Annotated in this window: 25 protein-coding genes; 18 read left to right on the top strand and 7 right to left on the bottom strand. The window is 69.9% G+C overall.

The genetic code is table 11. The features are described 5' to 3' along the window. Positions 1–57: 57 nt before the first annotated feature. Positions 58–228: a hypothetical protein gene (locus NDR87_RS07195; protein ID WP_251910300.1), complete on the top strand. Its 171-nt coding sequence runs from the start codon at positions 58–60 to the stop codon at positions 226–228. A 4-nt stretch (positions 229–232) separates the two neighbouring features. Here the strand turns inward: NDR87_RS07195 and NDR87_RS07190 are convergent, their stop codons facing one another. After that, complete coding sequence (locus NDR87_RS07190) at positions 233–436, bottom strand: DUF5988 family protein (RefSeq protein ID WP_251910299.1); 204 nt, start codon at positions 434–436, stop codon at positions 233–235. A gap of 131 nt (positions 437–567) precedes the next feature. Between NDR87_RS07190 and NDR87_RS07185 the strand changes: the two genes are divergently transcribed. Beyond that, positions 568–1,764 carry a dipeptidase gene (locus NDR87_RS07185; protein ID WP_251910298.1) on the top strand — a complete coding sequence of 399 codons (1,197 nt, stop codon included), beginning with the start codon at positions 568–570 and terminating at the stop codon, positions 1,762–1,764. Here the strand turns inward: NDR87_RS07185 and NDR87_RS07180 are convergent. Both NDR87_RS07180 and NDR87_RS07175 read right to left on the bottom strand, forming a co-directional pair. Further along, positions 1,761–2,069 (bottom strand): hypothetical protein, encoded by a 309-nt coding sequence (locus NDR87_RS07180; RefSeq protein WP_251910297.1) that lies wholly within the window; start codon positions 2,067–2,069, stop codon positions 1,761–1,763. The genes NDR87_RS07185 and NDR87_RS07180 overlap by 4 nt on opposite strands. A gap of 179 nt (positions 2,070–2,248) precedes the next feature. Continuing rightward, positions 2,249–3,004 (bottom strand): NUDIX domain-containing protein, encoded by a 756-nt coding sequence (locus tag NDR87_RS07175; RefSeq protein WP_308212059.1) that lies wholly within the window; start codon positions 3,002–3,004, stop codon positions 2,249–2,251. Between the two features lie 74 nt (positions 3,005–3,078). Here NDR87_RS07175 and nadA point away from each other — a divergent pair, with 74 nt between their 5' ends. From nadA to nadC, 3 genes are all read left to right on the top strand, one after another. After that, positions 3,079–4,104 carry a quinolinate synthase NadA gene (gene nadA, locus NDR87_RS07170; protein ID WP_251910296.1) on the top strand — a complete coding sequence of 342 codons (1,026 nt, stop codon included), beginning with the start codon at positions 3,079–3,081 and terminating at the stop codon, positions 4,102–4,104. Further along, complete coding sequence (locus tag NDR87_RS07165; protein WP_251910295.1) at positions 4,101–5,681, top strand: L-aspartate oxidase; 1,581 nt, start codon at positions 4,101–4,103, stop codon at positions 5,679–5,681. Before nadA ends, NDR87_RS07165 begins: the two co-directional genes overlap by 4 nt. A 501-nt stretch (positions 5,682–6,182) precedes the next feature. Next, positions 6,183–7,043, top strand: coding sequence for a carboxylating nicotinate-nucleotide diphosphorylase (gene nadC, locus NDR87_RS07160; RefSeq protein ID WP_251910294.1), 861 nt, complete (start codon positions 6,183–6,185; stop codon positions 7,041–7,043). Here nadC and NDR87_RS07155 read toward each other — a convergent pair. Both NDR87_RS07155 and NDR87_RS07150 read right to left on the bottom strand, forming a co-directional pair. After that, positions 7,038–7,466 (bottom strand): TerB family tellurite resistance protein, encoded by a 429-nt coding sequence (locus tag NDR87_RS07155; protein WP_251910293.1) that lies wholly within the window; start codon positions 7,464–7,466, stop codon positions 7,038–7,040. The genes nadC and NDR87_RS07155 overlap by 6 nt on opposite strands. A 353-nt stretch (positions 7,467–7,819) precedes the next feature. Next, positions 7,820–8,992 (bottom strand): winged helix DNA-binding domain-containing protein, encoded by a 1,173-nt coding sequence (locus NDR87_RS07150; RefSeq protein WP_251910291.1) that lies wholly within the window; start codon positions 8,990–8,992, stop codon positions 7,820–7,822. Positions 8,993–9,074: 82 nt separating this feature from the next. Here NDR87_RS07150 and NDR87_RS07145 point away from each other — a divergent pair, with 82 nt between their 5' ends. From NDR87_RS07145 to hisH, 9 genes are all read left to right on the top strand, one after another. Continuing rightward, entirely contained in the window at positions 9,075–9,938 is an 864-nt protein-coding gene (locus NDR87_RS07145) for an arylamine N-acetyltransferase (protein WP_251910289.1), read from the top strand. Between the two features lie 58 nt (positions 9,939–9,996). Next, entirely contained in the window at positions 9,997–11,769 is a 1,773-nt protein-coding gene (locus tag NDR87_RS07140) for a penicillin-binding transpeptidase domain-containing protein (RefSeq protein ID WP_372494104.1), read from the top strand. A 206-nt stretch (positions 11,770–11,975) separates the two neighbouring features. Further along, positions 11,976–13,583 carry a serine/threonine-protein kinase gene (locus NDR87_RS07135; protein ID WP_251910287.1) on the top strand — a complete coding sequence of 536 codons (1,608 nt, stop codon included), beginning with the start codon at positions 11,976–11,978 and terminating at the stop codon, positions 13,581–13,583. Between the two features lie 178 nt (positions 13,584–13,761). After that, the gene (locus NDR87_RS07130) at positions 13,762–14,049 is read left to right on the top strand and encodes a putative quinol monooxygenase (RefSeq protein WP_251910286.1); all 288 of its coding nucleotides are present in this window, start codon (positions 13,762–13,764) and stop codon (positions 14,047–14,049) included. A 63-nt stretch (positions 14,050–14,112) separates the two neighbouring features. After that, the gene (locus tag NDR87_RS07125; RefSeq protein WP_251910284.1) at positions 14,113–14,724 is read left to right on the top strand and encodes a maleylpyruvate isomerase family mycothiol-dependent enzyme; all 612 of its coding nucleotides are present in this window, start codon (positions 14,113–14,115) and stop codon (positions 14,722–14,724) included. Positions 14,725–14,878: 154 nt separating this feature from the next. Continuing rightward, complete coding sequence (gene hisD / locus NDR87_RS07120) at positions 14,879–16,216, top strand: histidinol dehydrogenase (RefSeq protein WP_251910283.1); 1,338 nt, start codon at positions 14,879–14,881, stop codon at positions 16,214–16,216. Then, positions 16,213–17,331: a histidinol-phosphate transaminase gene (locus NDR87_RS07115; protein ID WP_251910281.1), complete on the top strand. Its 1,119-nt coding sequence runs from the start codon at positions 16,213–16,215 to the stop codon at positions 17,329–17,331. Before hisD ends, NDR87_RS07115 begins: the two co-directional genes overlap by 4 nt. 11 nt (positions 17,332–17,342) lie before the next feature. Further along, positions 17,343–17,957, top strand: a complete 615-nt coding sequence (gene hisB, locus NDR87_RS07110; protein ID WP_372494103.1) for an imidazoleglycerol-phosphate dehydratase HisB — start codon at positions 17,343–17,345, stop codon at positions 17,955–17,957. Then, entirely contained in the window at positions 17,954–18,586 is a 633-nt protein-coding gene (hisH, locus tag NDR87_RS07105) for an imidazole glycerol phosphate synthase subunit HisH (RefSeq protein ID WP_251910278.1), read from the top strand. Before hisB ends, hisH begins: the two co-directional genes overlap by 4 nt. Here the strand turns inward: hisH and NDR87_RS07100 are convergent. Then, entirely contained in the window at positions 18,583–19,062 is a 480-nt protein-coding gene (locus tag NDR87_RS07100; protein WP_251910277.1) for a hypothetical protein, read from the bottom strand. The genes hisH and NDR87_RS07100 overlap by 4 nt on opposite strands. Before the next feature lie 319 nt (positions 19,063–19,381). Here NDR87_RS07100 and priA point away from each other — a divergent pair, with 319 nt between their 5' ends. The 4 genes from priA to hisI are packed head-to-tail and all read left to right on the top strand — an operon-like array spanning position 19,382 to position 22,059. Continuing rightward, positions 19,382–20,101 carry a bifunctional 1-(5-phosphoribosyl)-5-((5-phosphoribosylamino)methylideneamino)imidazole-4-carboxamide isomerase/phosphoribosylanthranilate isomerase PriA gene (gene priA, locus NDR87_RS07095; RefSeq protein ID WP_251910830.1) on the top strand — a complete coding sequence of 240 codons (720 nt, stop codon included), beginning with the start codon at positions 19,382–19,384 and terminating at the stop codon, positions 20,099–20,101. Between the two features lie 4 nt (positions 20,102–20,105). Then, on the top strand, positions 20,106–20,942 hold the full coding sequence (locus tag NDR87_RS07090; RefSeq protein ID WP_251910275.1) for an inositol monophosphatase: 837 nt from the start codon (positions 20,106–20,108) through the stop codon (positions 20,940–20,942). Further along, complete coding sequence (gene hisF, locus NDR87_RS07085; RefSeq protein WP_251910273.1) at positions 20,939–21,712, top strand: imidazole glycerol phosphate synthase subunit HisF; 774 nt, start codon at positions 20,939–20,941, stop codon at positions 21,710–21,712. The genes NDR87_RS07090 and hisF overlap by 4 nt, the downstream gene beginning before the upstream one ends. Beyond that, positions 21,709–22,059 (top strand): phosphoribosyl-AMP cyclohydrolase, encoded by a 351-nt coding sequence (hisI, locus tag NDR87_RS07080; RefSeq protein ID WP_251910271.1) that lies wholly within the window; start codon positions 21,709–21,711, stop codon positions 22,057–22,059. Before hisF ends, hisI begins: the two co-directional genes overlap by 4 nt. Here the strand turns inward: hisI and NDR87_RS07075 are convergent. Continuing rightward, positions 22,056–22,568 carry a MarR family transcriptional regulator gene (locus tag NDR87_RS07075; protein ID WP_251910270.1) on the bottom strand — a complete coding sequence of 171 codons (513 nt, stop codon included), beginning with the start codon at positions 22,566–22,568 and terminating at the stop codon, positions 22,056–22,058. The two genes, hisI and NDR87_RS07075, sit on opposite strands and share 4 nt — an antisense overlap. Between the last annotated feature and the right edge of the window lie 50 nt (positions 22,569–22,618).

Genomic DNA, 22,618 nt, shown 5'->3' with positions numbered 1-22,618 from the left:
CGGCGCCGACCGCCTCGCGGATACCGTGGCGAACGAACGACGAAAGGAGGTTCGGCGATGACCGAGACGCGACAGCGGCCCACCCGGGAGACGGCGCAACCCGAGCGCGCCGACCTCACGGCCTGGCGCCGCCGCCACGAGCTGCGCAGGTCCGCTGCGGCCCAGCCTGTTCCGAGCAAGCGGACCTACCGGCGCGCGGTCAAGCACCGCAAGCGCGAGCAGTTCTGACCGGCTACTCCGCGATCGCGGTCCGATAGGACCACTGGAATACCGGCAGCCGCCCCTCCTCGGTGTCCGCATGCCGCGGAGTGGCCGTGAAGTGCTCATAGCCGCCGCGGTACTGGATCTTCACCTCGATACCCGGGTGCGTGATGGGGACGATCCGCTCCGGCAGCGCCGCGGGTCCCCCCTCGAGATACGCCTTTGCCGCTGTCATCCCCCGAGTATGCGCGAGACGTCCCGCGCCGCGGCACGGAATCGATTCGCGCGCTGGAGTTCTCGGGGTGTGGTGCGCTCGGGCGTGTCGTTGATCTCCGCGCCGGGCGGGCGAAGGTATAGAACGGAAGGATGACACCCGAGTTGATCGAGCGTGCCCGTGCTCTGCTGCGGACCGCCCCGGTGGTGGACGGCCACAACGACCTGCCATGGGCGATGCGAACCCTGTCCCGCTACGACCTGGACGCCGTCGACCTGGCGGCCGACCAAAGCGACCGACTGCACACCGATCTGGCGCGATTGCGGGCCGGTGGGGTCGGTGCGCAGTTCTGGTCGGTGTTCGTGCCCGCGAGCCTGGCCGGGGATCATGCGGTCAGCGCGACGCTCGAGCAGATCGACTTCGTGCGCATGCTGGTCGATCGCTATCCCGACCGGCTGCGCCTGGCCCTTTCCGCCGCCGATATGGAGGCCGCCCGCGCGGACGGGCGCATCGCCTCGCTGCTCGGCGCGGAGGGCGGGCACAGCATCGACTGTTCGATGGCGACGCTGCGCGCACTGTACGAGCTGGGGGTGCGCTATCTGACGCTGACCCACAACGACAATGTGCCGTGGGCGGATTCGGCGACCGACGAACCCAAGGCCGGTGGGCTGACGGCATTCGGCAGGGAGGTGGTGCGGGAGATGAATCGACTGGGCATGCTGGTCGACCTGTCGCACGTCTCGCCCGACACCATGCGTGCGGCGATCGCCGTTTCCGAAGCGCCGGTGATCTTTTCGCATTCCTCCGCGCGGGCCGTCTGCGACCATCCGCGCAACATCCCCGACGACGTCCTGACCTCGCTGCCCACCAACGGAGGTGTGGCCATGGTGACGTTCGTACCGAAATTCGTACTGCCCGAGGCCATCTCCTGGACGGCCGCGGCCGATGAGCATATGCGCGCGCACGGCTTCGACCCCTTCGACTCCACCCCCGCGGGCCTGGAATGCCGCCGTGCCCACGAGGCCACCCACCCCCGTCCCGAACCCACGGTCGCCACCATCGCCGACCATCTCGATCACATGCGCGAACTCGCCGGTATCGACCACCTCGGCATCGGCGGCGATTTCGACGGCACCCCCTTCGTCACCCGCGGCCTCGACGATGTCTCCGGCTACCCCAACCTCGTCGCCGAACTCCTGCGCCGCGGCTGGTCCGAGCCGGATATCGCGAAACTCACCTGGCACAATGCGGTTCGCGTGCTGCGCGCCGCCGAGGACGTCGCCCGCGACCTGCGCCGCACCCGCCGCCCCTCCCTCGCGACCATCGACCGGCTCGACGGCGACGGCTAGCGGCGCTCTTCGTTCTCGGGCGCGGCCGCACGGGTGTGGCGCGCGATCTCCTCGTCGTCGGCGCGAATCTCGGCGGCCCCCGCCCGAACCTCGTCCATCTGCCGCGCGGAGAATTCCCCCGCCGCCTGCACGGTCTCCTCGGCGATGCCGAAGGCGACCGCCTCCGAGCCCGCCACCAGCTTCTGCGTGACGATCTCCTCCTGCGCCGCGACATCGTCACCGGCCCCGTCCAGCAGCCCGTGCCAATGCCGAACTCGGTTGAGCGCCTCCCGCCCCGATTCGACGTCGAACAGCTCCTCGGTCACCGCGTACCTCCCACTCGGGCCGCTCAGTCGCACAACGGCTTCCAGCTCTGGATCCTCGATACCAGAGCCCCGGGGATCCCGGAGGCGTTGTCGCGAAGTTCCCGGCGGATGTCGCAAACCGTTCGGTTACCGTGGCGTAGCTGTGACTTGAAATCGGGCGAAATACCGACTATGCGCGGTCAGCTCGGCGGGCGCAGGGCGGCGAATTCGTCGGTCACGCGGATGCCGTCGTCGGTGAAGCGGTAGACGGCGGCGGGGCGGCCGCCGGCCCTACCGGGAGCGGCGGTGGCGCCGGTGGGGGTGATGACCTTGCGGCGGGACAGGACTCGTTGCAGGTTGGTGGTGTCGACCTCGTATCCCAGTGCGGCGCAGTAGATTTCGCGCAGAGTCGACATGGTGAAGCGGGCGGGGGCGAGGGCGAAGGCGATATTGGTGTAGGAGAGTTTGGCGGCCAGGCGGGCGCGGGCGTACCGGACCACCGTGCCGTGGTCGAAGGACATGTGCGGCAGCGCGGAGACCGGGTGCCAGCGGGTGTCCGTCGGCAGCCGGGGATCGGCGGTCAGGGGGACCAGGCCCAGGTATGCCGAGGCGATGCGGCGCGGGCCGGGGACGCGGTGCGGATCGCTGAAGACCGACAGCTGTTCGAGGTGCCACAGCTCGCGCACGTCCACCTTCTCCGCGAGCTGGCGCCGCGCCGAGGCGTCGAGATCCTCGTCGTCGCGCAACCGACCGCCCGGTAGCGACCAGGTGCCGGTCTGGGGTTCCATCGCCCGCTCCCACAGCAGCACCGCTAGTTCGGAATGCCAACCGGGCGCCGGGCGAGCGAGTGGGTCGACCGCGGCGCTGACGCCCTGACCTGCGGCGATGTTGTCCGGGAAGCGACGAACCTGGAACACGGCGGTGAGCGATTCGTGAATGGTGCTACTATGGGGCACGTTTTCGATTATAAGTCGAAAACTGGGTGTGTGCGAACGGCACGGGCGCCGAACGCATGAGGAAGGAGCCTGCCATGGCGACGATGATGCTTGCCGGGCACGTAGTGGATGGTCCGTCGGGGTTCACGGGAGTCGAGGCGACCCCGGAGTGGGCGCGCGAGATCAAGCGGTTGGCGCGCGAGCGCAATGCGACGATTCTGGCGCACAACTACCAGCTGCCCGAGATCCAGGACGTCGCCGATCACGTCGGCGACTCGCTGGCGCTGTCCCGGATCGCCGCGCAGGCGTCCGAGGACACGATCGTGTTCTGCGGTGTGCACTTCATGGCCGAGACGGCCAAGATCCTCAGCCCGGACAAGACGGTGCTGATCCCGGACCAGCGCGCGGGGTGCTCGCTGGCCGACTCGATCAGCGCCGAGGAGCTGCGGGCGTGGAAGGCCGAGCATCCCGACGCCGTGGTGGTGTCGTACGTGAACACCACGGCCGCGGTGAAGGCGCTCACCGACATCTGCTGCACCTCGTCGAACGCGGTGGACGTGGTCGCCTCGATCGATCCGGATCGGGAGGTGCTGTTCCTGCCCGATCAGTTCCTGGGCGCGCACGTCAAGCGGGTCACCGGGCGGGAGAATATGCACATCTGGGCCGGGGAATGCCATGTGCACGCGGGGATCAACGGCGACGAGTTGACCGAGCAGGCCCGCAGCCATCCGGACGCGGAGCTGTTCGTGCACCCCGAGTGCGGCTGCGCCACCTCGGCTTTGTATCTCGCGGGCGAGGGCGCGTTCCCGGCCGAGCGGGTGCACATCCTGTCCACCGGCGGGATGATCGACGCGGCCAAGGCCGCCACGTCGAATCAGGTGCTGGTCGCGACCGAGATCGGCATGCTGCACCAGTTGCGCAAGGCCGCGCCGGGCATCGACTTCCAGGCCGTCAACGACCGCGCCTCGTGCAAGTACATGAAGATGATCACCCCCGCGGCGCTGCTGCGCTGCCTGGTCGAGGGCCGCGACGAGGTGCACGTCGATCCGGAAACCGCTGCGGCGGGCCGTAAGTCGGTGCAGCGGATGATCGCCATCGGCAATCCCGGCGGCGGGGAATGACCAGCCTCGGCTGGGAGGCCGAGGCCGATCTGGTGGTGATCGGCGGTGGCGTCGCGGGACTGACCGCGGCGCGCACCGCCTCACTGCGCGGGCTTCGGGTGCTGACGCTGAGCAAGGGCGGGCCGACCGACACCGCCACCCAGTACGCGCAGGGTGGGATTGCCGTCGTTGCGCCGCAAGGAGATTCGGTGGAGTCGCATGTGCGCGACACCGTGGTCGCCGGGGCGGGGCTGTGCGATCCGGAGGCGGTTCGGTCGATCGTCGAGGGCGGCGGGGCCGCGGTGGCGGCGCTGACCGATCTGGGGGCGGTGTTCGATCTCGGCCGGGACGGGCAGATCTCGCGGACCCGGGAGGGCGGGCACAGCACGCGGCGCATCATTCACGCGGGTGGGGACGCGACCGGGGCCGAGGTGCAGCGGGCGCTCAACGCCGCCGGGCTGCCGGTGCTGTTCGGCGCGGCGGCGGTGGACATCGTGACCGGGCCCGAGGGGGTGCGGGGTGTGATCGCGTTGTCGGACAGGGGTTTCGGTGTCGTGCACACCCCGGCCGTGCTGTTGGCCACCGGTGGGCTGGGGCAGCTGTACGCGTGCAGTACCAATCCCGCCGGTGCGACCGCCGACGGGGTGGCGCTGGCGCTGCGGGCCGGTGCGGTCGTGGCGGATCTGGAATTCGTGCAGTTCCATCCGACCGTGCTGTTCACCCCCGGCGGGCTGGGGCGGCGGCCGCTGATCAGTGAGGCCGTGCGCGGCGAGGGCGCGATTCTGGTCGATCACGAGGGCGATTCGGTGACCGCCGGGGTGCATCCGCGCGGTGACCTCGCGCCCCGCGATGTGGTGTCGCGGGCCATCGCGGCCCGCATGCGGGCCACCGGAACCGACCATGTGTACCTCGACGCCCGCGCGATCGACGACTTCGCCCAGCGGTTTCCGACCATCACGGCCTCCTGCCTGGCGGCGGGCATCGACCCGCGGACCGCCCTCATCCCCGTGGCCCCCGCCGCGCACTACCAGTGCGGCGGCGTCGTCACCGACACCTCGGGTCGCACCACGGTCCCCGGCCTGTACGCCGCCGGGGAGGTCGCCCGCACGGGCCTGCACGGCGCCAACCGCCTGGCCTCCAACAGCCTGCTCGAGGGCCTGGTGGTCGGCGAACGAGCGGGCGCGGCCGCCGCCGAACGCACCGGCATCCGCGCCCGCGTCACCGAAGCCACCCCCCTGTCCTTCCCCCGAGTCGACCGAAACGCCCTGCAGGCCTTGATGACCGACCACGCCGCCGTGGTCCGCGACGCCGACGGCCTCCGCTCGGCAGTCCTGCGCCTCCTCCAACTCCTGCGCACCGAGCCCCCCGCCCCCGCCACCCCCACCGCAGCCCTGGAAGACGCGGCCCTGACCCTAACCGCCCGCACCCTCCTCCTAGCCGCCACCGCCCGCACCGAAACCCGAGGCTGCCACACCCGCTCGGACCACCCCACCCCCCGCCCCACCCTCACCCACCCCCTCCCCATCCGCCTGGGCCCCGACGCCCGCCCCCAACTCCTGACCGACCCCACCGCCCTCCCCGTCCCGAGAGCATCGTGAACCCAACCCCCACGCTCCCCGCCGCCCATCGCTCCGCGCTGCGCGGCGGGGAAATAAGAACACCGACCCCTGCGAGAATTGGGGCCGCAGCTCGTATTGGGGGAGTGCGTGTGGCGAGGATTGCGGGGATCGGGGCTGCGGCGGGTGTTTGGGGGTGCGAGTGGTGAAGGCTGCGGGAATTGGGGGAGCAGCGGCCGGCGAGGTGGAGACTGTAGCCCGCATCAGCGGCAGGTGGCCTCCACCAAAGTCGGGCACGACCGCAGGCAGAGGTCGCTCGGTCGGTATGCGACCCCACCCCTTGTTCCCCGCCGCGCAGCGCGGAGCGATGTGTGGCGGGGATCGACTGAGCGCTATGGAACGGTCTTCTCTTTGCGGCCGCGCACAATCGTTGGAATGGCCGTCCCTCCTCTGGGGCGGACCGCCCCTGTTCCCCGCGGCGCAGCGCGGAGCGATGTGTGGCGGGGATGACGGCATTGGTTTCGGAGTGAGCAGGAGTTGAGTATGGCGTTGGATTCGGGGCTTGGGCGGGATGATGTTGTTCGGGTGATTCGGGCGGCGTTGGATGAGGATTTGCGGTATGGGCCCGATGTGACCACCTTGGCTACGGTTTCGGAGGAGGCCGTGGTCAAGGCGGGGATGGTGTCGCGGGAGGAGGGAACCGTGGCCGGAATCGATGTGGGGTTGTTGGTGCTCGATGAGGTGATCGGGGCGGGGAACTATGAGGTGATCGAGCGGGTGGGGGAGGGTGCTCGGGTGCGGGCGGGGGATGTGGTGCTGGGGGTGGTGGCGCCTACTCGGGGGCTGTTGGTGGCCGAGCGGACGATGTTGAATCTGGTGACGCATTTGTCGGGGATCGCCACGGCGACTGCCGCGTGGGTGGATGCGGTTTCGGGGACCAGCTGCAAGATTCGTGACAGCCGTAAGACGCTGCCGGGGCTGCGGGCGTTGCAGAAGTACGCGGTGCGCGTGGGTGGGGGCGTGAATCACCGGATGGGGCTGGGGGATGCGGCGCTGATCAAGGACAATCACGTCGCGGCGGCCGGATCGGTGGTGGCGGCGCTGCGGGCGGTGCGGGAGATGGCGCCGGATATCGCCTGCGAGGTGGAGGTCGACAGCCTCGAGCAGTTGGATGCCGTCCTGGCCGAGGACGTGGAACTGGTGCTGCTGGACAACTTTCCGCTCTGGGCCACCCAGGCCGCGGTGCAGCGCCGCGACGCCCGCTCACCGCGCACGAAACTGGAATCCTCCGGCGGGCTTACGCTCGATGTCGCCACCGACTACGCCCGCACCGGCGTGGACTATCTGGCCGTGGGCGCCCTCACTCACTCGGTGCGCGCCCTCGATCTCGGCCTGGATCTATAGCCCGAATTCGGCCGGGGTCAGGCGCAGCACCCGGCAGCATTCGCGCAGGGCGTCCGCGCCCTGGCCGTCGACATCCCCATCCGCGCCAGCGATTTCCAGACCGATCCGGACGGCGGCGCGGGCCTGGACCGGCCGGTCGGTCGCGCGGGCGACCTGCTGCATCACATAGGCGCGGCCGAAGGCCGGATCGAGGGTCAGCCGGAGCCAGTTGTCCTCGAATAGATTTCGCAATTCACCCTGCGGAAAGTGGTGCAGCACGTCGGCGTTGCCGAGGCGATCGGCGATCCGCGTCCGGCGATCCGGATCGCCGGTCGTCCCGGCGGTGGTGACCAGGGCGCAGACGCCGACGGCGGCATCGCGAAAGGCGCTGTCGCGCAATCCTTCCGGGGCACGGCTGGAGTCAGGGCGGTGGGCAATGGACAAGGTACTACCCCCAACGCGGACAACATTCGGGCCGGCCGCCTACCAACCCGAAACAAAACTTGTGGAATGGGCCGACGCTAACAGAACCCTCATCCGCCGACGCGCGGAAATCGGTCGCAACCGAGACGGTCACCTCAGTCCGCCACGTTCGACACGTCGAGGGCAATGCCGAGGCAACCCGCTTGCCGGTGGAACGACCGCCCACGCGGTAGACCGATGACCAGCCCGCCTACCGGACCCCCGGCGCCCCGCCCGCACGCTCCACACCCTGGCCCGGCGATCTCGGCACACACCGTCCGCGACATCCGCCCCACCCGAATTACATCGATGTGATTTGAGTCACAAATGGCTGTTCAGGAGGACAGTTCCCGCTCGAGCGGCGTCCTAAACCGAGGAATTGCCCGCACCTCCCCGAACCACTCCCGCATCCGCTCCGCCTCGGCCTCGATCGCGGCGACCGCCTCGCTCCCCACGTCCGCCAAAGTCCGCCAAGCGATCTCGCCATCCCGGCGCTGCGCCCACCCGCCAACGATCCGACCGTCCCACCAGACGGTCGGGCCGATGTTGCCATTGCTGTCGAACAGCGCGGGCCCGTGCTCACCGAGGAACCACTCCCGCGACTGCCACCCCATCGGCGTGGGATCCAGCGCGGGCAGCAGCGCCGCCCAGGGCTCGGGCGCGGGCACGGGATCGAGGTCGTCGGCCAGCAGCAACCCGGTCGTGCCGTCCAGATCCACCTCGACGATGTCCAAGGGCGCCAGAGCCTTTCGCGCATCGCCCAGTGACCACCCGGTCCACCACTTGAAATCCGCGATCGGCGCGGGCCCGAAGGTACGCAGCCAGCGGCGCGCCAGCTCCGCACGCGCCTGATCCACCGGCAGTGTGGGAATCCCCGCGGGCAGCCAGGATTCGATCGGCGCCCAGGTGTACTGGCTGCTGGCCCACGTGCCGTTGGGTCGCCCGCGCACGATGCCGCCCTCGCAGCCCAGGGTCACCAGCACCCAGGTGGTGATGTTGGTCGGCTTGGAGTACGGCTTGCCGGGCGCGGTGTCGATCCGGGTCCGCAGTCGCGGCACCGCCGCGCTCAGCTGGGCCCCGGTCGCGCTGCCCCGGGCGAGCAGTTCGCGATGGGTCTCCGCCTCGACTTCGGCCAGCCAGGCCATGACGTCCCCGTCGACGACCTCGGCGAGATAGCGGGCATAGGCGCGCCGCTGCTTGTCGGCCAGCGCATTCGCCACCGACGCCTGCAGCGCGGGCACCAGATCGACCGGAACCACGAACATGGTCCGCCGCATGGCCAGCATGCGCAGCAGTGTCCGGTCCTCGTACAGCGCCTTCTCCACATGCGCCGGTTCCAGCCCGATGCCGCGCGCGGCCACCGACAGGAATACCGTCGCGGGATCGGAGGCATGCAGGGCGACCATCGCATCGGCGATCACGGTCGCGTCCTCGGCGCGGTGGGTCGGGGCGAGCCGGTGCCGCACCGCCACCCGGGCTCGCCGCTCGGCCACATCAATCGAACGCATGCGCGAAAGATTACCTCCCGCCCCGGAACATGTTGGGGTTGCCGATGGTTGACCCGAGCGGATACCGGAGAAAGAAGGAGCCATGAACAAGCCCGCGGACTCGACCTACCACTGGGACGGCGACGCCCTGGACCTCGACGCCTATTTGACCCGCATCGGGTTCGACGGCGAGCGCACCGCGAGCCTGGCGACCCTGCGCGCCCTGCAGTACGCCCACACCACCACGATTCCGTTCGAGAACCTCGAGGCGGTCTTCGCCCGCCCCGTTCCGCTGGACCTGGAATCGTTGCAGGACAAGATTCTTCGGCGGCGCCGCGGCGGCTACTGCTACGAACATGTCGGCCTGTTCGCCGCGGCGCTGGAGCGGCTCGGGTTCGGCGTCACCGGATTGCACGCCCGGGTGAGTATGGGCGCGGCCGGTTCGCTGCGTCCGGCCACGCATGCCGTGCTGCGAGTGACCGCCGCCGACGACGAGCGAATCTGGCTGTGCGACGTTGGTTTCGGCGCGGGACCGCTGGCCCCGCTGGAGTTGAATCCGCGGGCGGGCGAGGTCACCGCGGGCGAATGGCGCTTCCGGCTCGAACGCGGGCACGGCGAGCTGGGCGAACAGCTGTGGACCCTGCACCACTTCGCCCGCGACGGCTGGATCGACCGGCACAGCTTCACGCTGAATCCGCAGTACCGCATCGATTACGCGGTCGGCAACCACTTCGTGTCCACCTCGCCGCGTTCGCCGTTCGTCACCCGTCCCTACGCTCAGCGCTTCCTGCCGGATGTCCACCACATCCTCGACGGGATCACGCTGACCACCGAATATCCCGACGGCACCGGGCATTCGCGGGAACTGGCACCGAGCGAGCTACCCAAGGTCCTGGCCGAGGTGTTCGACATCGAACCGGCCGAGGCCGATGCCGAACGCCTGGCGACGGGCTGGTGGATTCGATGACACGGGACAAAACGTACGTTTCCAGGCGGTAGCTCCGGGTGCCGGTAGGGTCGGGCGGGTGCGCACGAGTACGAGGTTGTTCGCCCTGTTCGCCACCCCGGCCCTAGCCCTGGCCGCCTGTTCCGGTGATAAAGCGACCGACCGGTTGAACAGCACCCTGCACACCTTCGCCGACGCGCTGGGCCGCGAGGATCCGGCCGCCGCGGCCGCGGTCACCAGCGATCCCGCGCAGGCCACCGGCACCCTGGGCAAGCTGTTCGACAGCCTCGGCAAGGATGTGCGCGTGGAGGTCGGCAGCGTCGACAAGAAGGCCGACGACGCCACCTTCACGCTGAAGACCACCTGGAAGCTCGGCAAGGACGGCCGCAACGAGTGGGCCTACACCACCACCGGCACCGCCGCCCGCTCCGGTGACACCTGGAAGATCCACTGGAATCCCGCGACCGTCGCGCCCGGACTGGACTCGGGTCCGCTCGCCTACAGCGCCGTCCATCCGAGCCCGGCCGCGCGGGTGCTCGACCGCACGGGCGCCGAACTGCTCACCCAGCAGGTCGCCACGCTGGTCAATATCGCCCCGGGAGCGGATCTGAACGCGATTGCGGCGCTGCTGAATCCGATCGATCCGAGCATCACCGCCGCCGGTCTGCAATCCGAATTGTCCAGCGCCCAGGGCAAACCCGTCACCGCGATCACGCTGCGCGACGCCGACCTGGCCCCGATCGCCGACCGACTCTCGGCGCTGCCGAATGTCACCCTGGCCCCGCAGAACCGGCTGCTGGTCACCGACAAGGATCTGGCCTCGCCGACGCTGTCCGGGCTGTCGGAACTGTGGCAGCGCGAGGCCGACGACGCGGCGGGCTGGGCGGTGCGGGCGCAGACGGCGAACGGAACCCAGCGCGTCGGCGGCCAGGACGCCAAACCCGTCGCCGACATCGCCAGCACACTCGATATGGGCATGCTGCGGGCGGCCACGGCCGCGCTGGCCCCGATCCCGACGCCCGCGGCCATGGTGGTCATTCAGCCCTCCACGGGAAATCTGCTGGCGCTGGCTCAGAATGGGCCCGCCGACGCGCAGGGACCGATCGCGCTCACCGGCCTGTACCCGCCGGGCTCGACCTTCAAGACCGTCACCGTGTCCGCGGCCCTGCAGGCCGGTCAGGTCACCCCGGACAGCGTGGTCGGCTGCCCCGGCACCGAGAATATCGAGGGGCGGCAGATCCCCAACGACAACAACTTCGACCTGGGCCGGGTGCCCCTGCATACGGCCTTCGCCCGGTCCTGCAACACCACGATGGGCAGGCTGGCGGTGAATCTGCCGCCGGAGGGGCTCACCGCGGCCGCCGCGCAGCTGGGGCTGGGCATCGATTACACCGCGCCCGGCATGACGACCGTCACCGGCAAGGTGCCCGTGGCCGACACTCCGGCGCTGCGCGTGGAGGAGGGAATCGGTCAAGGGAAGGTGACGGCCTCGCCGTTCGGGATGGCTCTGGTCGCGGCGGCGCTCGCGCGCGGCTCGGTGCCCGCCCCGGCGATCGTGAACGGCAAACCCGGTGTGCCCGACCGTAATCCGGAGCCGCTCCCGCCCGCCATCGCCGACCAGGTGAAATCCATGATGCGCGAGACGATTACGAGCGGCACCGCCACCCAGCTGCGCGACATTCCCGGCATGTTGGGCAAGACCGGCACGGCCGAGTACATCGACGACAAGCATGCGCACGGTTGGTTCGTCGGCATCAACGGCGATCTGGCGCTTGCCGTCTTCGTCTCCGACGCGGGCAGCTCCGGCCCGGCCGTGGACGCGGCGGGGCGGTTCTTGCGAGCGGAGAAGTGATGTTGATCACGAAAAGTCTCCCGGGGATCACACAGTGATCTCGCCTTCATCGCACAGGTGTCGGACATATTTCGCTCAGATCTCACTCCGGCGGCGGAGCAGCCGGTCGAGCCAGCTACACTCGTGCGGGGAACACGCGGGCAACCGCACCTCGGTAAGTCACGGATCGCGGAGAAACTCGGAGTAGTGCCATCGAAACCGGCCAAGTGATCGCAGGGCATTACCGCCTGGTCGAACGGATTGGTAGCGGCGGCACAGGCGTCGTTTGGCGTGCCGTCGACGAGCGACTCGAACGATCGGTGGCGATCAAGCAGATCCTCACCCAGCCCAGCCTGCCCCCGGGTGAGAAGGAGATCGTGCGGCAGCGCGCCTCGCGCGAGGCCCGCAACGCCGCCCGCTTCCAGCACCCCAATGCCATCGTGGTCTTCGACATCACCGACCACGAGGGCGATCCGTGCCTGATCATGGAGTACCTGCCCTCGCAGAGCCTCGCGGTGGTGCTGTCCTCGCAGGGCACGCTGCCGCTGCCGCAGGTCGCCCGCATCGGTGAGCAGGTGGCCTCGGCGCTGGTGGCCGCGCATCGGGCGGGCATCGTGCACCGCGACGTCAAGCCGGGCAACGTGCTGCTCGGCGAGAACGGTACGGTCAAGATCACCGACTTCGGCATCTCCAAGGCCAAGGGCGATGTGACGCTGACCGCCACGGGCCTCATCTCCGGCACCGCCGCCTATCTCGCGCCCGAGGTGGCGCGCGGCGCGGAGCCGTCCCCGGCCGCCGACGTCTTCGCCTTGGGCGCAACGCTTTTCCACGCACTCGAGGGTGAGCCGCCCTACGGCACCAACCCCAACCCGCTGGCGTTGCTGTATGCCGCGGCCAACGGCCAGCTCAGCCAGCCCCGCAATGCCGGGCCGCTGACCGATCTGCTGCTGGATCTGCTGAGCTTCGATCCCGAGGATCGCCCGAGCATGCCCGAGGTCCGCGACCAGCTCGCCGATTTCGCCGACTACGGCGCGGATTCCGAGCCGACCCACATGCTCGCCACCCGCCGCCCGACCGCGCACCGCGCGGCCCCGCGCCGCCAGCAGGCCGTCCGCACCCTGGATCGCCGTGCGGCACAGGCGGATATCTCCACCGCGGAGATGATGGCAACCGCCGCACCGATTTCCGAGCCCGAGCTTCCCCCGGTCCGCCCGGCCCCGCCGGGTGCGCACCCGACCCGCTCGCATCCGGTCCAGCATCCCGAGTACGCCCCGGAACCCCCGGCGCGCAACCGCAAGCCGCTGCTGTTCGTCGGTGGGTTCGCGGTGGGCTTGGTGGTCGTGGCCGTCGCGTTGGCGGCGATGTTCAGCGGTGGGGAGCCGAATTCACCCGGTACACAGGGCAATCCGCCGGTGGCCAGCGGCACGCCGAACGGGAGCAGCACCACGCCGACCGCGGCCGGGCTGGGACAGACCAAGAGCAACGGCCAGGCCGATGTCGGCGGTGCGGCCGATATGATCGACCAGTTCTACAGCGCCCTGGTCGATCAGAACACCGGCGCCGCGTGGTCCATGCTGACTCCGGCGGCGCAGCAGGTGTACGGCAGCCAGGCCGAGTTCGCCAACTACTGGACCAAGAATCCGGTGACCCGCTACAGCACCATCGAGGGTGCGCGCGGCAATGCCAGCGCCAATTCCGATGGCTCGGTGGACATGTCGGTGTCCAGCGTGACCGCTGGTGGCCGGACCAAGCGGATGGCGCTGCGGGTGATCATCGGCAGCGGCGGGCGCGCGCTGATCGACAGCGATACCCGCATGTCCCCCGGGGCTTCCTGAGCGACACCCCGCGTCTGCGGGGCCTCCTGAGCGATAACCGCATGCCCTCCGGAGTTCCTGGCGCGTAGGGGCGGTGCGCATCCGGCGCCGCGATGCCCGCGTGGCGCGACGTGCGGTGGGCCATGCTGGGCTGCGACGGTGGCACCCGTCGCCGTCGCGAGCCGGAAGGAGTGGACCCATGAGCCTGTTCGTCATTGCCGAAATGCGTGCTGTTCCCGGGCAGGAGAAGCGGCTGCGGGACGCGGTGGAGGCGATGGTCGAGCCGTCGCTGGCCGAGCCCGGGTGTGTGTCGTATCGGCCGTTCGTGGATACGAGCGATCCGGCGCATGTGGTGATCGTGGAGGAGTGGACCGATGGGGAGGTGCTGGACGAGCATTTCCGCACCCCGCATTTCGAGCAGGTGGCCAAGGTGCTGGATGAGATCCTGGCCGAGCCGTTGGTGATTCGCCGGTTGGTTGCCGAATAGTATTCGCTGCCAAGCGAAATCATCTCTTCCGCGATATGCCTTGGCGTGGTTAGGCTTTCGGTCGTGAGCACCCGGGATTTGCTGAGGGCCGAGCGGGCGGAGCTGATCGCGTTGCTACGCGCGCTGTCCGATGAAGAGTGGCTGACGCCGTCGCTGTGCGCGGGGTGGCGGGTGCGCGATGTGGTCGGGCATCTGCTGTACGACGCCATTCCCGCACCGACCTACGCGGGGGTGTTCCTGCGCTGCGGACTTTCCGCCGATCGGACCAACAATGTGCTGGTCGACAGGTCCCGCGCGCTGCCGACCGCGCGACTGGTGAGCAAGTTGGAGCACTCCGGCGAGCACATCACCCGGCTGGTCCCGCGCGTCGGCCTGGCCGACATGCTGGTCCATCAGCAGGACATCCGCCGCCCGCTCGGCCGGTTCCGCGAAATCCCCGCGGACCGGCTGCGGGCGGTGCTGAGCCACCCCGACCCGTTCGCCCGGCCGGGCCGCTACACCCGTGGGTTGCGATTCGTCGCGACCGATATCGACTGGACCTCCGGCTCCGGTCCGGAGGTGCGCGGGCCGGGCGAGGCCCTGGCGCTGGCCATGGTCGGCCGCCGGGCCGCGCTCGCCGATCTCGACGGCGCGGGCGTGGCGACGCTGCGGCGGCGGATGGGCGCGCCCACCTGACGGCGACGGTCGTGGTGCGCCTCCCGCCACCTCCCGCAGGCGAGCGAGTTCCGCTCGCCGACGGCGGTGAATATCCACTGGCAGGTACCCGATAGTCTGGTAGCTGGCCAGAAGCCATCTGATGACCAGCACAGACGAAGGATCCCGCACCGCCATGACATCCCGCATCGAGCTCGCCCGCGTCGATCTGCGCGGTCGCACTCCCACCGCCGCCGAGCTGCGCTCCGCGCTGCCGCGCGGGGGAGTCGACGTCGACTCGGTGCTGCATCAGGTGCGGCCGGTGGTCGAGGCGATCCGGGATCGCGGCGTGGCCGCGGCGATCGAGTTCAGCGAGAAGTTCGACGGCGTCGCGCCCGCCTCGGTGCGGGTCCCGGCCGCGGCGCTGGACGAGGCGCTGGCCGGACTGGATCCGGCCGTGCGCACGGCTCTCGAGGTCGCCATCGCGCGCACCCGAACGGTGCACGCCGATCAGCGCCGCACCGACACCACCACCGAGGTCGTGCCGGGCGGCACGGTCACCGAGCGCTGGGTTCCGGTCGAGCGCGTCGGCCTGTACGTGCCCGGGGGCAATGCGGTCTACCCGTCCAGCGTCGTGATGAACGTGGTCCCCGCCCAGGCCGCGGGCGTCGAATCGCTGGTGGTGGCCTCCCCGCCGCAGGCGCGCTTCGGCGGCCTGCCGCATCCGACCATCCTGGCCGCGGCGAAGCTGCTCGGCGTCACCGAGGTCTGGGCCGTCGGCGGCGCGCAGGCGGTCGCGCTGCTGTCCTACGGCGGCACCGACACCGACGGCGCGGGACTGGAACCGGTCGACATGATCACCGGCCCGGGCAATATCTATGTCACCGCCGCCAAGCGCCTGTGCCGGGGCCTGGTCGGCATCGATGCCGAGGCCGGTCCCACCGAGATCGCCGTCCTCGCCGACGCCACCGCCGATCCCGCGCACGTCGCCGCCGACCTGATCAGTCAGGCCGAACACGACGTGCTGGCCGCCAGCGTGCTGGTCACCGACAGCGTCGAACTGGCCGATGCCGTCGACGCCGCGATCAACACTCAGATGACGGTCGTGAAACACCACCACCGCGTCGCGGAGGCATTGTCGGGCAAGCAGTCCGGCATCGTGCTGGTCGACGACATCGATCAGGGTCTGCGCGTGGTGAACGCCTACGCCGCCGAACACCTCGAGATCCAGACCGCCGACGCCGCCGCGGTCGCGGCCCGCGTGCGCAGCGCCGGTGCGGTTTTCGTGGGACCGTGGTCGCCGGTCAGCCTCGGCGACTACTGCGCGGGTTCCAATCATGTGTTGCCCACCGCGGGCTGCGCCCGGCACTCCTCGGGCCTGAGTGTGCAGACCTTCCTGCGCGGCATCCACGTCGTGGACTACAGCGAGGCGGCGCTGAAAGACGTGGCCGGACATGTGGTCGCGCTCGCTGACGCCGAGGACCTGCCCGCACACGGCCAGGCCGTGCGGATCCGTTTCGAGGCGCTGTCGTGACGGCCCCCGGTTCGTCGATCACGCTCGACGATTTGCCGCTGCGCGATAATCTGCGCGGCAAGAAGCCTTACGGCGCACCGCAATTGACGGTTCCGGTGCAGCTGAACACCAATGAGAACCCGCATCCGCCGAGCCGGGCGCTGATCGAGGATGTGGCCGAGTCGATTCGCGCGGCCGCCGCCGATCTGCACCGCTATCCCGATCGCGACGCGGTCGCGCTGCGCACCGACCTGGCGGCGTATCTCACCCGCCAGACCGGGGTGGCCCTGGACGTGTCGAATGTGTGGGCCGCCAACGGCTCCAACGAGATTCTGCAGCAGCTGCTGCAGGCCTTCGGCGGGCCGGGGCGCAGCGCCATGGGCTTCGTGCCGTCGTATTCGATGCATCCGATCATCTCCGAGGGCATCGATACCGAATGGATCGAGGCCAAACGCGCCGCGGACTTCTCCCTCGACGTCGACCACGCCCTGGCCTGCATCGGCGAGCGGCGGCCCGATGTGGTGTTCGTGACCAGCCCGAACAACCCGACCGGCCACAGCATTCCGCTCGCCGACCTGGTGCGCATCCTCGACGCCGCGCCCGGTCTGGTGATCGTCGACGAGGCCTACGGCGAATTCTCCGGCGCCCCCAGCGCGATCGAGCTGATCGATCGGTATCCGGCGAAACTCGTTGTGACGCGGACGATGTCGAAGGCGTTCGCCTTCGCGGGCGGGCGGCTGGGTTATCTGGCCGCCGCTCCCGCGGTGATCGACGCGCTGCTGCTGGTCCGGCTGCCCTATCACCTGTCGGTGGTCACCCAGGCGGCCGCGCGGGCGGCGCTGCGTCATGCCGACGAAACCCTGGCCAGCGTGGCCGAATTGGCGGCGCAGCGAGACCGGGTCGCGCGGGCCCTGACCGCGCTGGGCTTCGAGGTCGCGCCCAGCGACGCCAACTTCCTGCTGTTCGGCCGGTTCGCCGACGCGCCCGCGGCCTGGCAGCGCTACCTGGACGAGGGCGTGCTGATCCGCGATGTCGGCATACCCGGCTATCTGCGCGCCACCATCGGCCTGGCCGCCGAGAACGACGAATTCCTCCGCGTCAGTGAGAAATTGGCGAGTACGGAGGTCGTGCGATGACGGAAGTGAGCATGAACCGAACCGCCCGGGTGGAACGCACCACCAAGGAGTCCAGCATCGTCGTCGAGCTGAATCTCGACGGCACCGGCAAGACCGATATCGCCACCGGCGTGCCGTTCTACGACCACATGCTCACCGCGCTGGGCGCGCACGCCAGCTTCGATCTGTCGGTGCGCGCCGAGGGCGATATCGAGATCGAGGCCCACCACACCGTCGAGGACACCGCGATCGTCTTCGGCCAGGCGCTGGCCAAGGCACTCGGCGACAAGCAGGGCATCCGCCGCTTCGGCGACGCCTACATCCCGATGGACGAAACCCTCGCCCACGCCGCGGTCGACGTGTCCGGCCGCCCGTACTGCGTGCACACCGGCGAGCCGGAACACCTGCTGCACACCGTGATTCCCACCAACGGCCCCGGCGCGCCCTATTCGACCGTGCTGAACCGGCACGTCTTCGAGTCCATCGCGCTCAACGCTCGCATCGCGCTGCACGTGCGGGTGCTCTACGGGCGCGACCAGCACCATGTCACCGAGGCCGAATTCAAGGCCGTCGCACGGGCTTTGCGCGCGGCCGTGGAACTCGACCCGCGCGTGGAGGGTGTGCCGTCGACGAAGGGGACGCTGTGACGAAGTCGGTCGCCCTGCTGGACTACGGCTCCGGCAACCTGCACTCGGCCCAGCGCGCGCTGATCCGCGCCGGTGCCGATGTCACCGTCACCGCCGATCCCGAGATCGCCTTGCGCGCCGACGGTTTGGTGGTTCCCGGCGTCGGCGCGTTCGCCGCGTGCATGGCCGGGCTGCGGGCCGTGCGCGGGGAGCGCATCATCGGCAAGCGCCTCGCCGGTGCCCGGCCGGTGCTGGGCATCTGCGTCGGCATGCAGATCTTGTTCGCGCGCGGGGTCGAATTCGGCGTCGAGACCGAGGGCTGCGCCGAATGGCCCGGCACCGTCGAGCGCCTGCCCGCCGCGATCCTGCCGCACATGGGCTGGAATACGGTCTCCGCACCCGCCGACAGCACGCTGTTCGCGGGCATGGACGCCGACACCCGCTTCTACTTCGTGCACTCCTACGCCGCCCAGAAATGGGAGTGGTCCGACGAGGGCCCGCTGGATCCGGCGAAGCTCACCTGGGCCGAGCACGGCGCCCCGTTCCTGGCCGCCGTCGAGAACGGCCCGCTCAGCGCCACCCAATTCCACCCGGAGAAGTCCGGCGACGCCGGCGCCCAGTTGCTGCGCAACTGGGTGAATTCGCTCTAGCGCGGCGGCGGGGCCACCGGCTCCACCCGCCCGGCCAGCCAGCGCCCGCCCACGTTGTCCAGGTTCACCCGCAGCACCGTGCGCGCCTGCTGCGGGATGCCGAAAGTGGCGTCGCTGGCGGTGTTCTGGTCGACGGTGATGACGGCCTGGGCGTGCTGGGGATCGGCGGCGTCGGTGCGGCATTCGACCGCCACCGCCTCGGCGCGGGTATGGGTGATCTGAGCTTGGGCGCGGCGGTCGGGGACGGTGCCCTCGAATTGACCGCGGAATTCGCCGGTCGAGCGGTCGAGTACGCGGCGGGCGTAGTCGTCGTAGTTGGCCCAGTCGTAGGTGGTGAACTGCCAGCCGAAATCGCAGGCCGCCTGGGTCAGCGGGTCCGCCGGTGCGGCAGCGGCGGGCGGGGCCAGCGCGACGGCCGCCCCGAGGGCCGCTGACGGCAGCGCGAACGCCCAGCGCGGCAGCGTGATTCGGGACATGGCTTTCCTCTTGTCGGTCGGCGGCATGGACGAAGGTGCGTGCCCGGTCCCCACCGATGGGTAGCGGCGGCCCCCACGCCGCCGCGCCCACCATGACACGTCCTCTGTTCTCTGTTGCCCGCTGACCGACCGGCCAAACCCCGCCCGGGCCGACCACATGGCGTGACGGGCGTCCCATTCGAGACATCCCGGTTCGGATAGCGTAAAGAATGCCCAGTAAGCTGCGGTCGTGAGCGAGCTTGCGAGCGAACCGGATAACACAGCGTCCCAGACGGGCGGCGCCACCGAGCGCCAGCGAGGCGGCGGCGGTCGTCTTGTCTTGCTACCCGCCGTCGATGTCGCCAATGGGGAGGCCGTGCGCCTGGTTCAGGGGGAGGCCGGGAGCGAAACCAGCTACGGCGCGCCCCGTGACGCCGCGCTCGCCTGGCAGCAGGCGGGTGCCGAATGGGTGCATCTGGTCGATCTGGACGCCGCCTTCGGGCGCGGCTCCAATCGGGAGCTGCTGGCCCAGGTAGTCGGCGAGCTGGACGTGAAGGTCGAGCTGTCCGGCGGCATCCGCGACGACGACTCGCTGAAGGCGGCGCTGGCCACCGGCTGCGCCCGGGTCAACCTCGGTACCGCGGCGCTCGAGAATCCGCAGTGGTGCGCCCGCGCGATCGCCGAATACGGCGACAAGATCGCCGTCGGCCTGGACGTGCGCCTGATCGATGGCGAGTACCGGCTGCGCGGGCGCGGCTGGGTCAGCGACGGCGGCGACCTGTGGGAGGTGCTCGAGCGCCTGGAACGCGACGGCTGCACCCGCTACGTGGTCACCGACGTCACCAAGGACGGCACCCTCACCGGCCCCAACCTGGATCTGCTGCGCGAGGTCGCCAATGCCACCGACGCCCCGGTGATCGCCTCCGGCGGCGTGTCCACCATCGACGATCTGCGGGCCATCGCGGAACTGGTCGACGAGGGTGTGGAGGGCGCGATCGTCGGAAAGGCGCTCTACGCCGGGCGATTCACGCTGCCCGAGGCCCTGGCCGCGGTGCGCTGAGGCGATGGCCGTCCGGGACCCGAAGGCACTGCTCGCCCTCGCGAGCGAGATTTTGGATTCGGCCGCACCGCGTTTCGCGGAGGGCATCGGCGCACCCAGCGCGGTGCAGAAGGGTCGCGGCGACTTCGCCACCGCCCTGGATCTCGAACTCGAGCGCACGCTGACCGAGCAGCTGCGCGAGCGCACCGGAATCCCCGTGCACGGCGAGGAATTCGGCGGCCCCGAACTCACCTCCGGCACGGCGTGGGTGCTCGATCCGATCGATGGCACCTTCAACTACTCGTCCGGACATCCGCTCTCGGGCATGCTGCTGGCGCTGGTCGACGACGGCGAGCCGGTGCTGGGGCTGACCTGGCTGCCGCTGCTGGGCCGCCGCTACGCCGCGGCACTCGGCGGGCCGGTGTATCTGGACGGAAAACCGTTGCCGCCCTTGGCGCCCGGCAGACTCTCCGATGCCATGATCGGCTTCGGCACCTTCAACATCGACAGCCACGGCCGCATCCCGGGGCGGTTCCGCTTCGATCTGCTCGGCGCGCTGAGCCGGTTGTCGGGGCGAGTGCGCATGCACGGTTCGACGGGAATCGACCTGGCCTTCACCGCCTCCGGTGTGCTCGGCGGGGCGGTCGTCTTCGGCAATCACCCGTGGGACAACGCCGCCGGGGCCGCCCTGGTGCGCGCGGCCGGTGGGGTGGTGACCGACCTGCGCGGCGAACCCTGGACGCTGGCGTCGAATTCCGTGCTCGCGGCCGCGCCCGGTGTGCACTCCGAACTGCTGGACTTGATCGATATCGCGGTGGACCGGGAAACCGCCCGCCGCACGACAGGAGACCGAAACCGATGAGCCTGGCCGTACGCGTGATTCCGTGCCTGGACGTCGACGCCGGTCGCGTCGTGAAGGGTGTGAACTTCGAAAACCTGCGCGACGCGGGCGATCCGGTGGAACTGGCGGCCGCCTACGACGCCCAGGGCGCCGACGAGCTGACCTTCCTCGACGTCACCGCCTCCACCGGCGACCGCGCCACCATGATCGATGTGGTGACCCGCACCGCCGAGCAGATCTTCATCCCGCTGACCGTCGGCGGCGGCGTGCGCACGGTCGAGGATGTGGACCGGCTGCTGCGCGCGGGCGCGGACAAGGTCTCGGTGAACACCGCCGCCATCGCCAATCCGGAGATCCTGCGCGAGATGTCGGAGCGGTTCGGCTCGCAGTGCATCGTGCTGTCGGTCGACGCGCGCACGGTCCCCGAGGGCAATGCGCCTACCCCGTCCGGCTGGGAGGTCACCACGCACGGCGGTAAGCGCAGCACCGGCATCGACGCGGTCGAATGGGCCGTGCGCGGCGCGGAATTGGGTGTCGGGGAGATCCTGCTCAATTCGATGGATGCCGACGGCACCAAGGGCGGCTTCGATCTGCCGATGATCGACGCGGTGCGCAAGGCCGTCTCGGTGCCGATCATCGCCAGCGGCGGCGCGGGCGCGGTCGAGCATTTCGCGCCCGCGGTGCGGACCGGGGCCGACGCCGTGCTGGCCGCGAGCGTCTTCCACTTCGGCGATCTGACCATTGCGCAGGTCAAGGACGCCATGCGCGCCGAAGGTATCGTCGTACGGTGAGCTCGAGTTTGGATCCGGGGATCGCGGCCCGGCTGAAGCGCAACGAGGCCGGTCTGGTCGCGGCCATCGCCCAGGAGCGCGCCACCGGCGATGTGCTCATGATGGCGTGGATGGACGACGAGGCGCTGGCCCGCACGCTGGCGACCCGCAAGGCCACCTATTACTCCCGCTCGCGCCAGCGGTACTGGGTCAAGGGCGAGACCTCCGGCCACACCCAGTACGTGCACGAGGTCCGGCTGGACTGCGACGGCGACGCCATCCTGCTGATCGTCGATCAGCAGGGCGCGGCCTGCCACACCGGCACGCACACCTGCTGGGACGGCGACATCCTGCTGGCCGACGGCTAGTCGGTCATCGAATCGGCCGGGGGAGTGGGCCGCCCGCTGGACCGCCCGATGCCGCGTTCGGTCCCGATATCGAGCTGATGCACCAGCGCCTGCCCGAGCTCGAGCAGCTGGCGGGTCTGGTTGGCGTCCAAGCCGTCGAAGACCAGTCCGCGCACGGCATCGAGATAGCCGGGGGTGGCCTCCTCGACCTTGCGGTAGCCCGCGTCGGTGAGCACCGCATGGGCGCCGCGGCGTCCGGGCAGTACCTCGCGATGGGCCCAGCCGAGCCGTTCCAGCTTGGTCACCACATGCGAAAGCCGAGATAGCGATGCATTTGCCTTATAGGCGAGTTCGCTCAACTGCAACCGGTGTCCCGGTTCTTCCGACAGCAAGGCCATGACGAAATATTCGAAATGCGTCACGCCTGACTCGCGTTGCAGCTGGGTGTCCATTGCCGCGGGCAGTCGAGTCGTCAGCGCGACAAGGGTACGCCAAGCTCGCTGTTCGATGGGGTTCAACCACTTCGTCACTTCGCGCCCTCTCTTGCAGCCCAAGTGACGTGATGTCGTTAGCAATCCTA

Origin of the sequence: Nocardia sp. CDC159 (assembly GCF_023740735.1) — a bacterium.
GTDB lineage: Bacteria > Actinomycetota > Actinomycetes > Mycobacteriales > Mycobacteriaceae > Nocardia > Nocardia pulmonis.
This window is presented reverse-complemented; position numbering and strand designations above follow the sequence as displayed.

Coding starts and splice junctions, on each gene's coding strand:
- NDR87_RS07195 (WP_251910300.1), top strand. CDS start 58: ATGACCGAGACGCGACAGCGGCCCACCCGGGAGACGGCGCAACCCGAG.
- NDR87_RS07190 (WP_251910299.1), bottom strand. CDS start 436: ATGACAGCGGCAAAGGCGTATCTCGAGGGGGGACCCGCGGCGCTGCCG.
- NDR87_RS07185 (WP_251910298.1), top strand. CDS start 568: ATGACACCCGAGTTGATCGAGCGTGCCCGTGCTCTGCTGCGGACCGCC.
- nadA (WP_251910296.1), top strand. CDS start 3,079: ATGGCGACGATGATGCTTGCCGGGCACGTAGTGGATGGTCCGTCGGGG.
- NDR87_RS07165 (WP_251910295.1), top strand. CDS start 4,101: ATGACCAGCCTCGGCTGGGAGGCCGAGGCCGATCTGGTGGTGATCGGC.
- nadC (WP_251910294.1), top strand. CDS start 6,183: ATGGCGTTGGATTCGGGGCTTGGGCGGGATGATGTTGTTCGGGTGATT.
- NDR87_RS07150 (WP_251910291.1), bottom strand. CDS start 8,992: ATGCGTTCGATTGATGTGGCCGAGCGGCGAGCCCGGGTGGCGGTGCGG.
- NDR87_RS07145 (WP_251910289.1), top strand. CDS start 9,075: ATGAACAAGCCCGCGGACTCGACCTACCACTGGGACGGCGACGCCCTG.
- NDR87_RS07130 (WP_251910286.1), top strand. CDS start 13,762: ATGAGCCTGTTCGTCATTGCCGAAATGCGTGCTGTTCCCGGGCAGGAG.
- hisD (WP_251910283.1), top strand. CDS start 14,879: ATGACATCCCGCATCGAGCTCGCCCGCGTCGATCTGCGCGGTCGCACT.
- hisB (WP_372494103.1), top strand. CDS start 17,343: ATGAACCGAACCGCCCGGGTGGAACGCACCACCAAGGAGTCCAGCATC.
- NDR87_RS07100 (WP_251910277.1), bottom strand. CDS start 19,062: ATGTCCCGAATCACGCTGCCGCGCTGGGCGTTCGCGCTGCCGTCAGCG.
- NDR87_RS07090 (WP_251910275.1), top strand. CDS start 20,106: ATGGCCGTCCGGGACCCGAAGGCACTGCTCGCCCTCGCGAGCGAGATT.
- hisF (WP_251910273.1), top strand. CDS start 20,939: ATGAGCCTGGCCGTACGCGTGATTCCGTGCCTGGACGTCGACGCCGGT.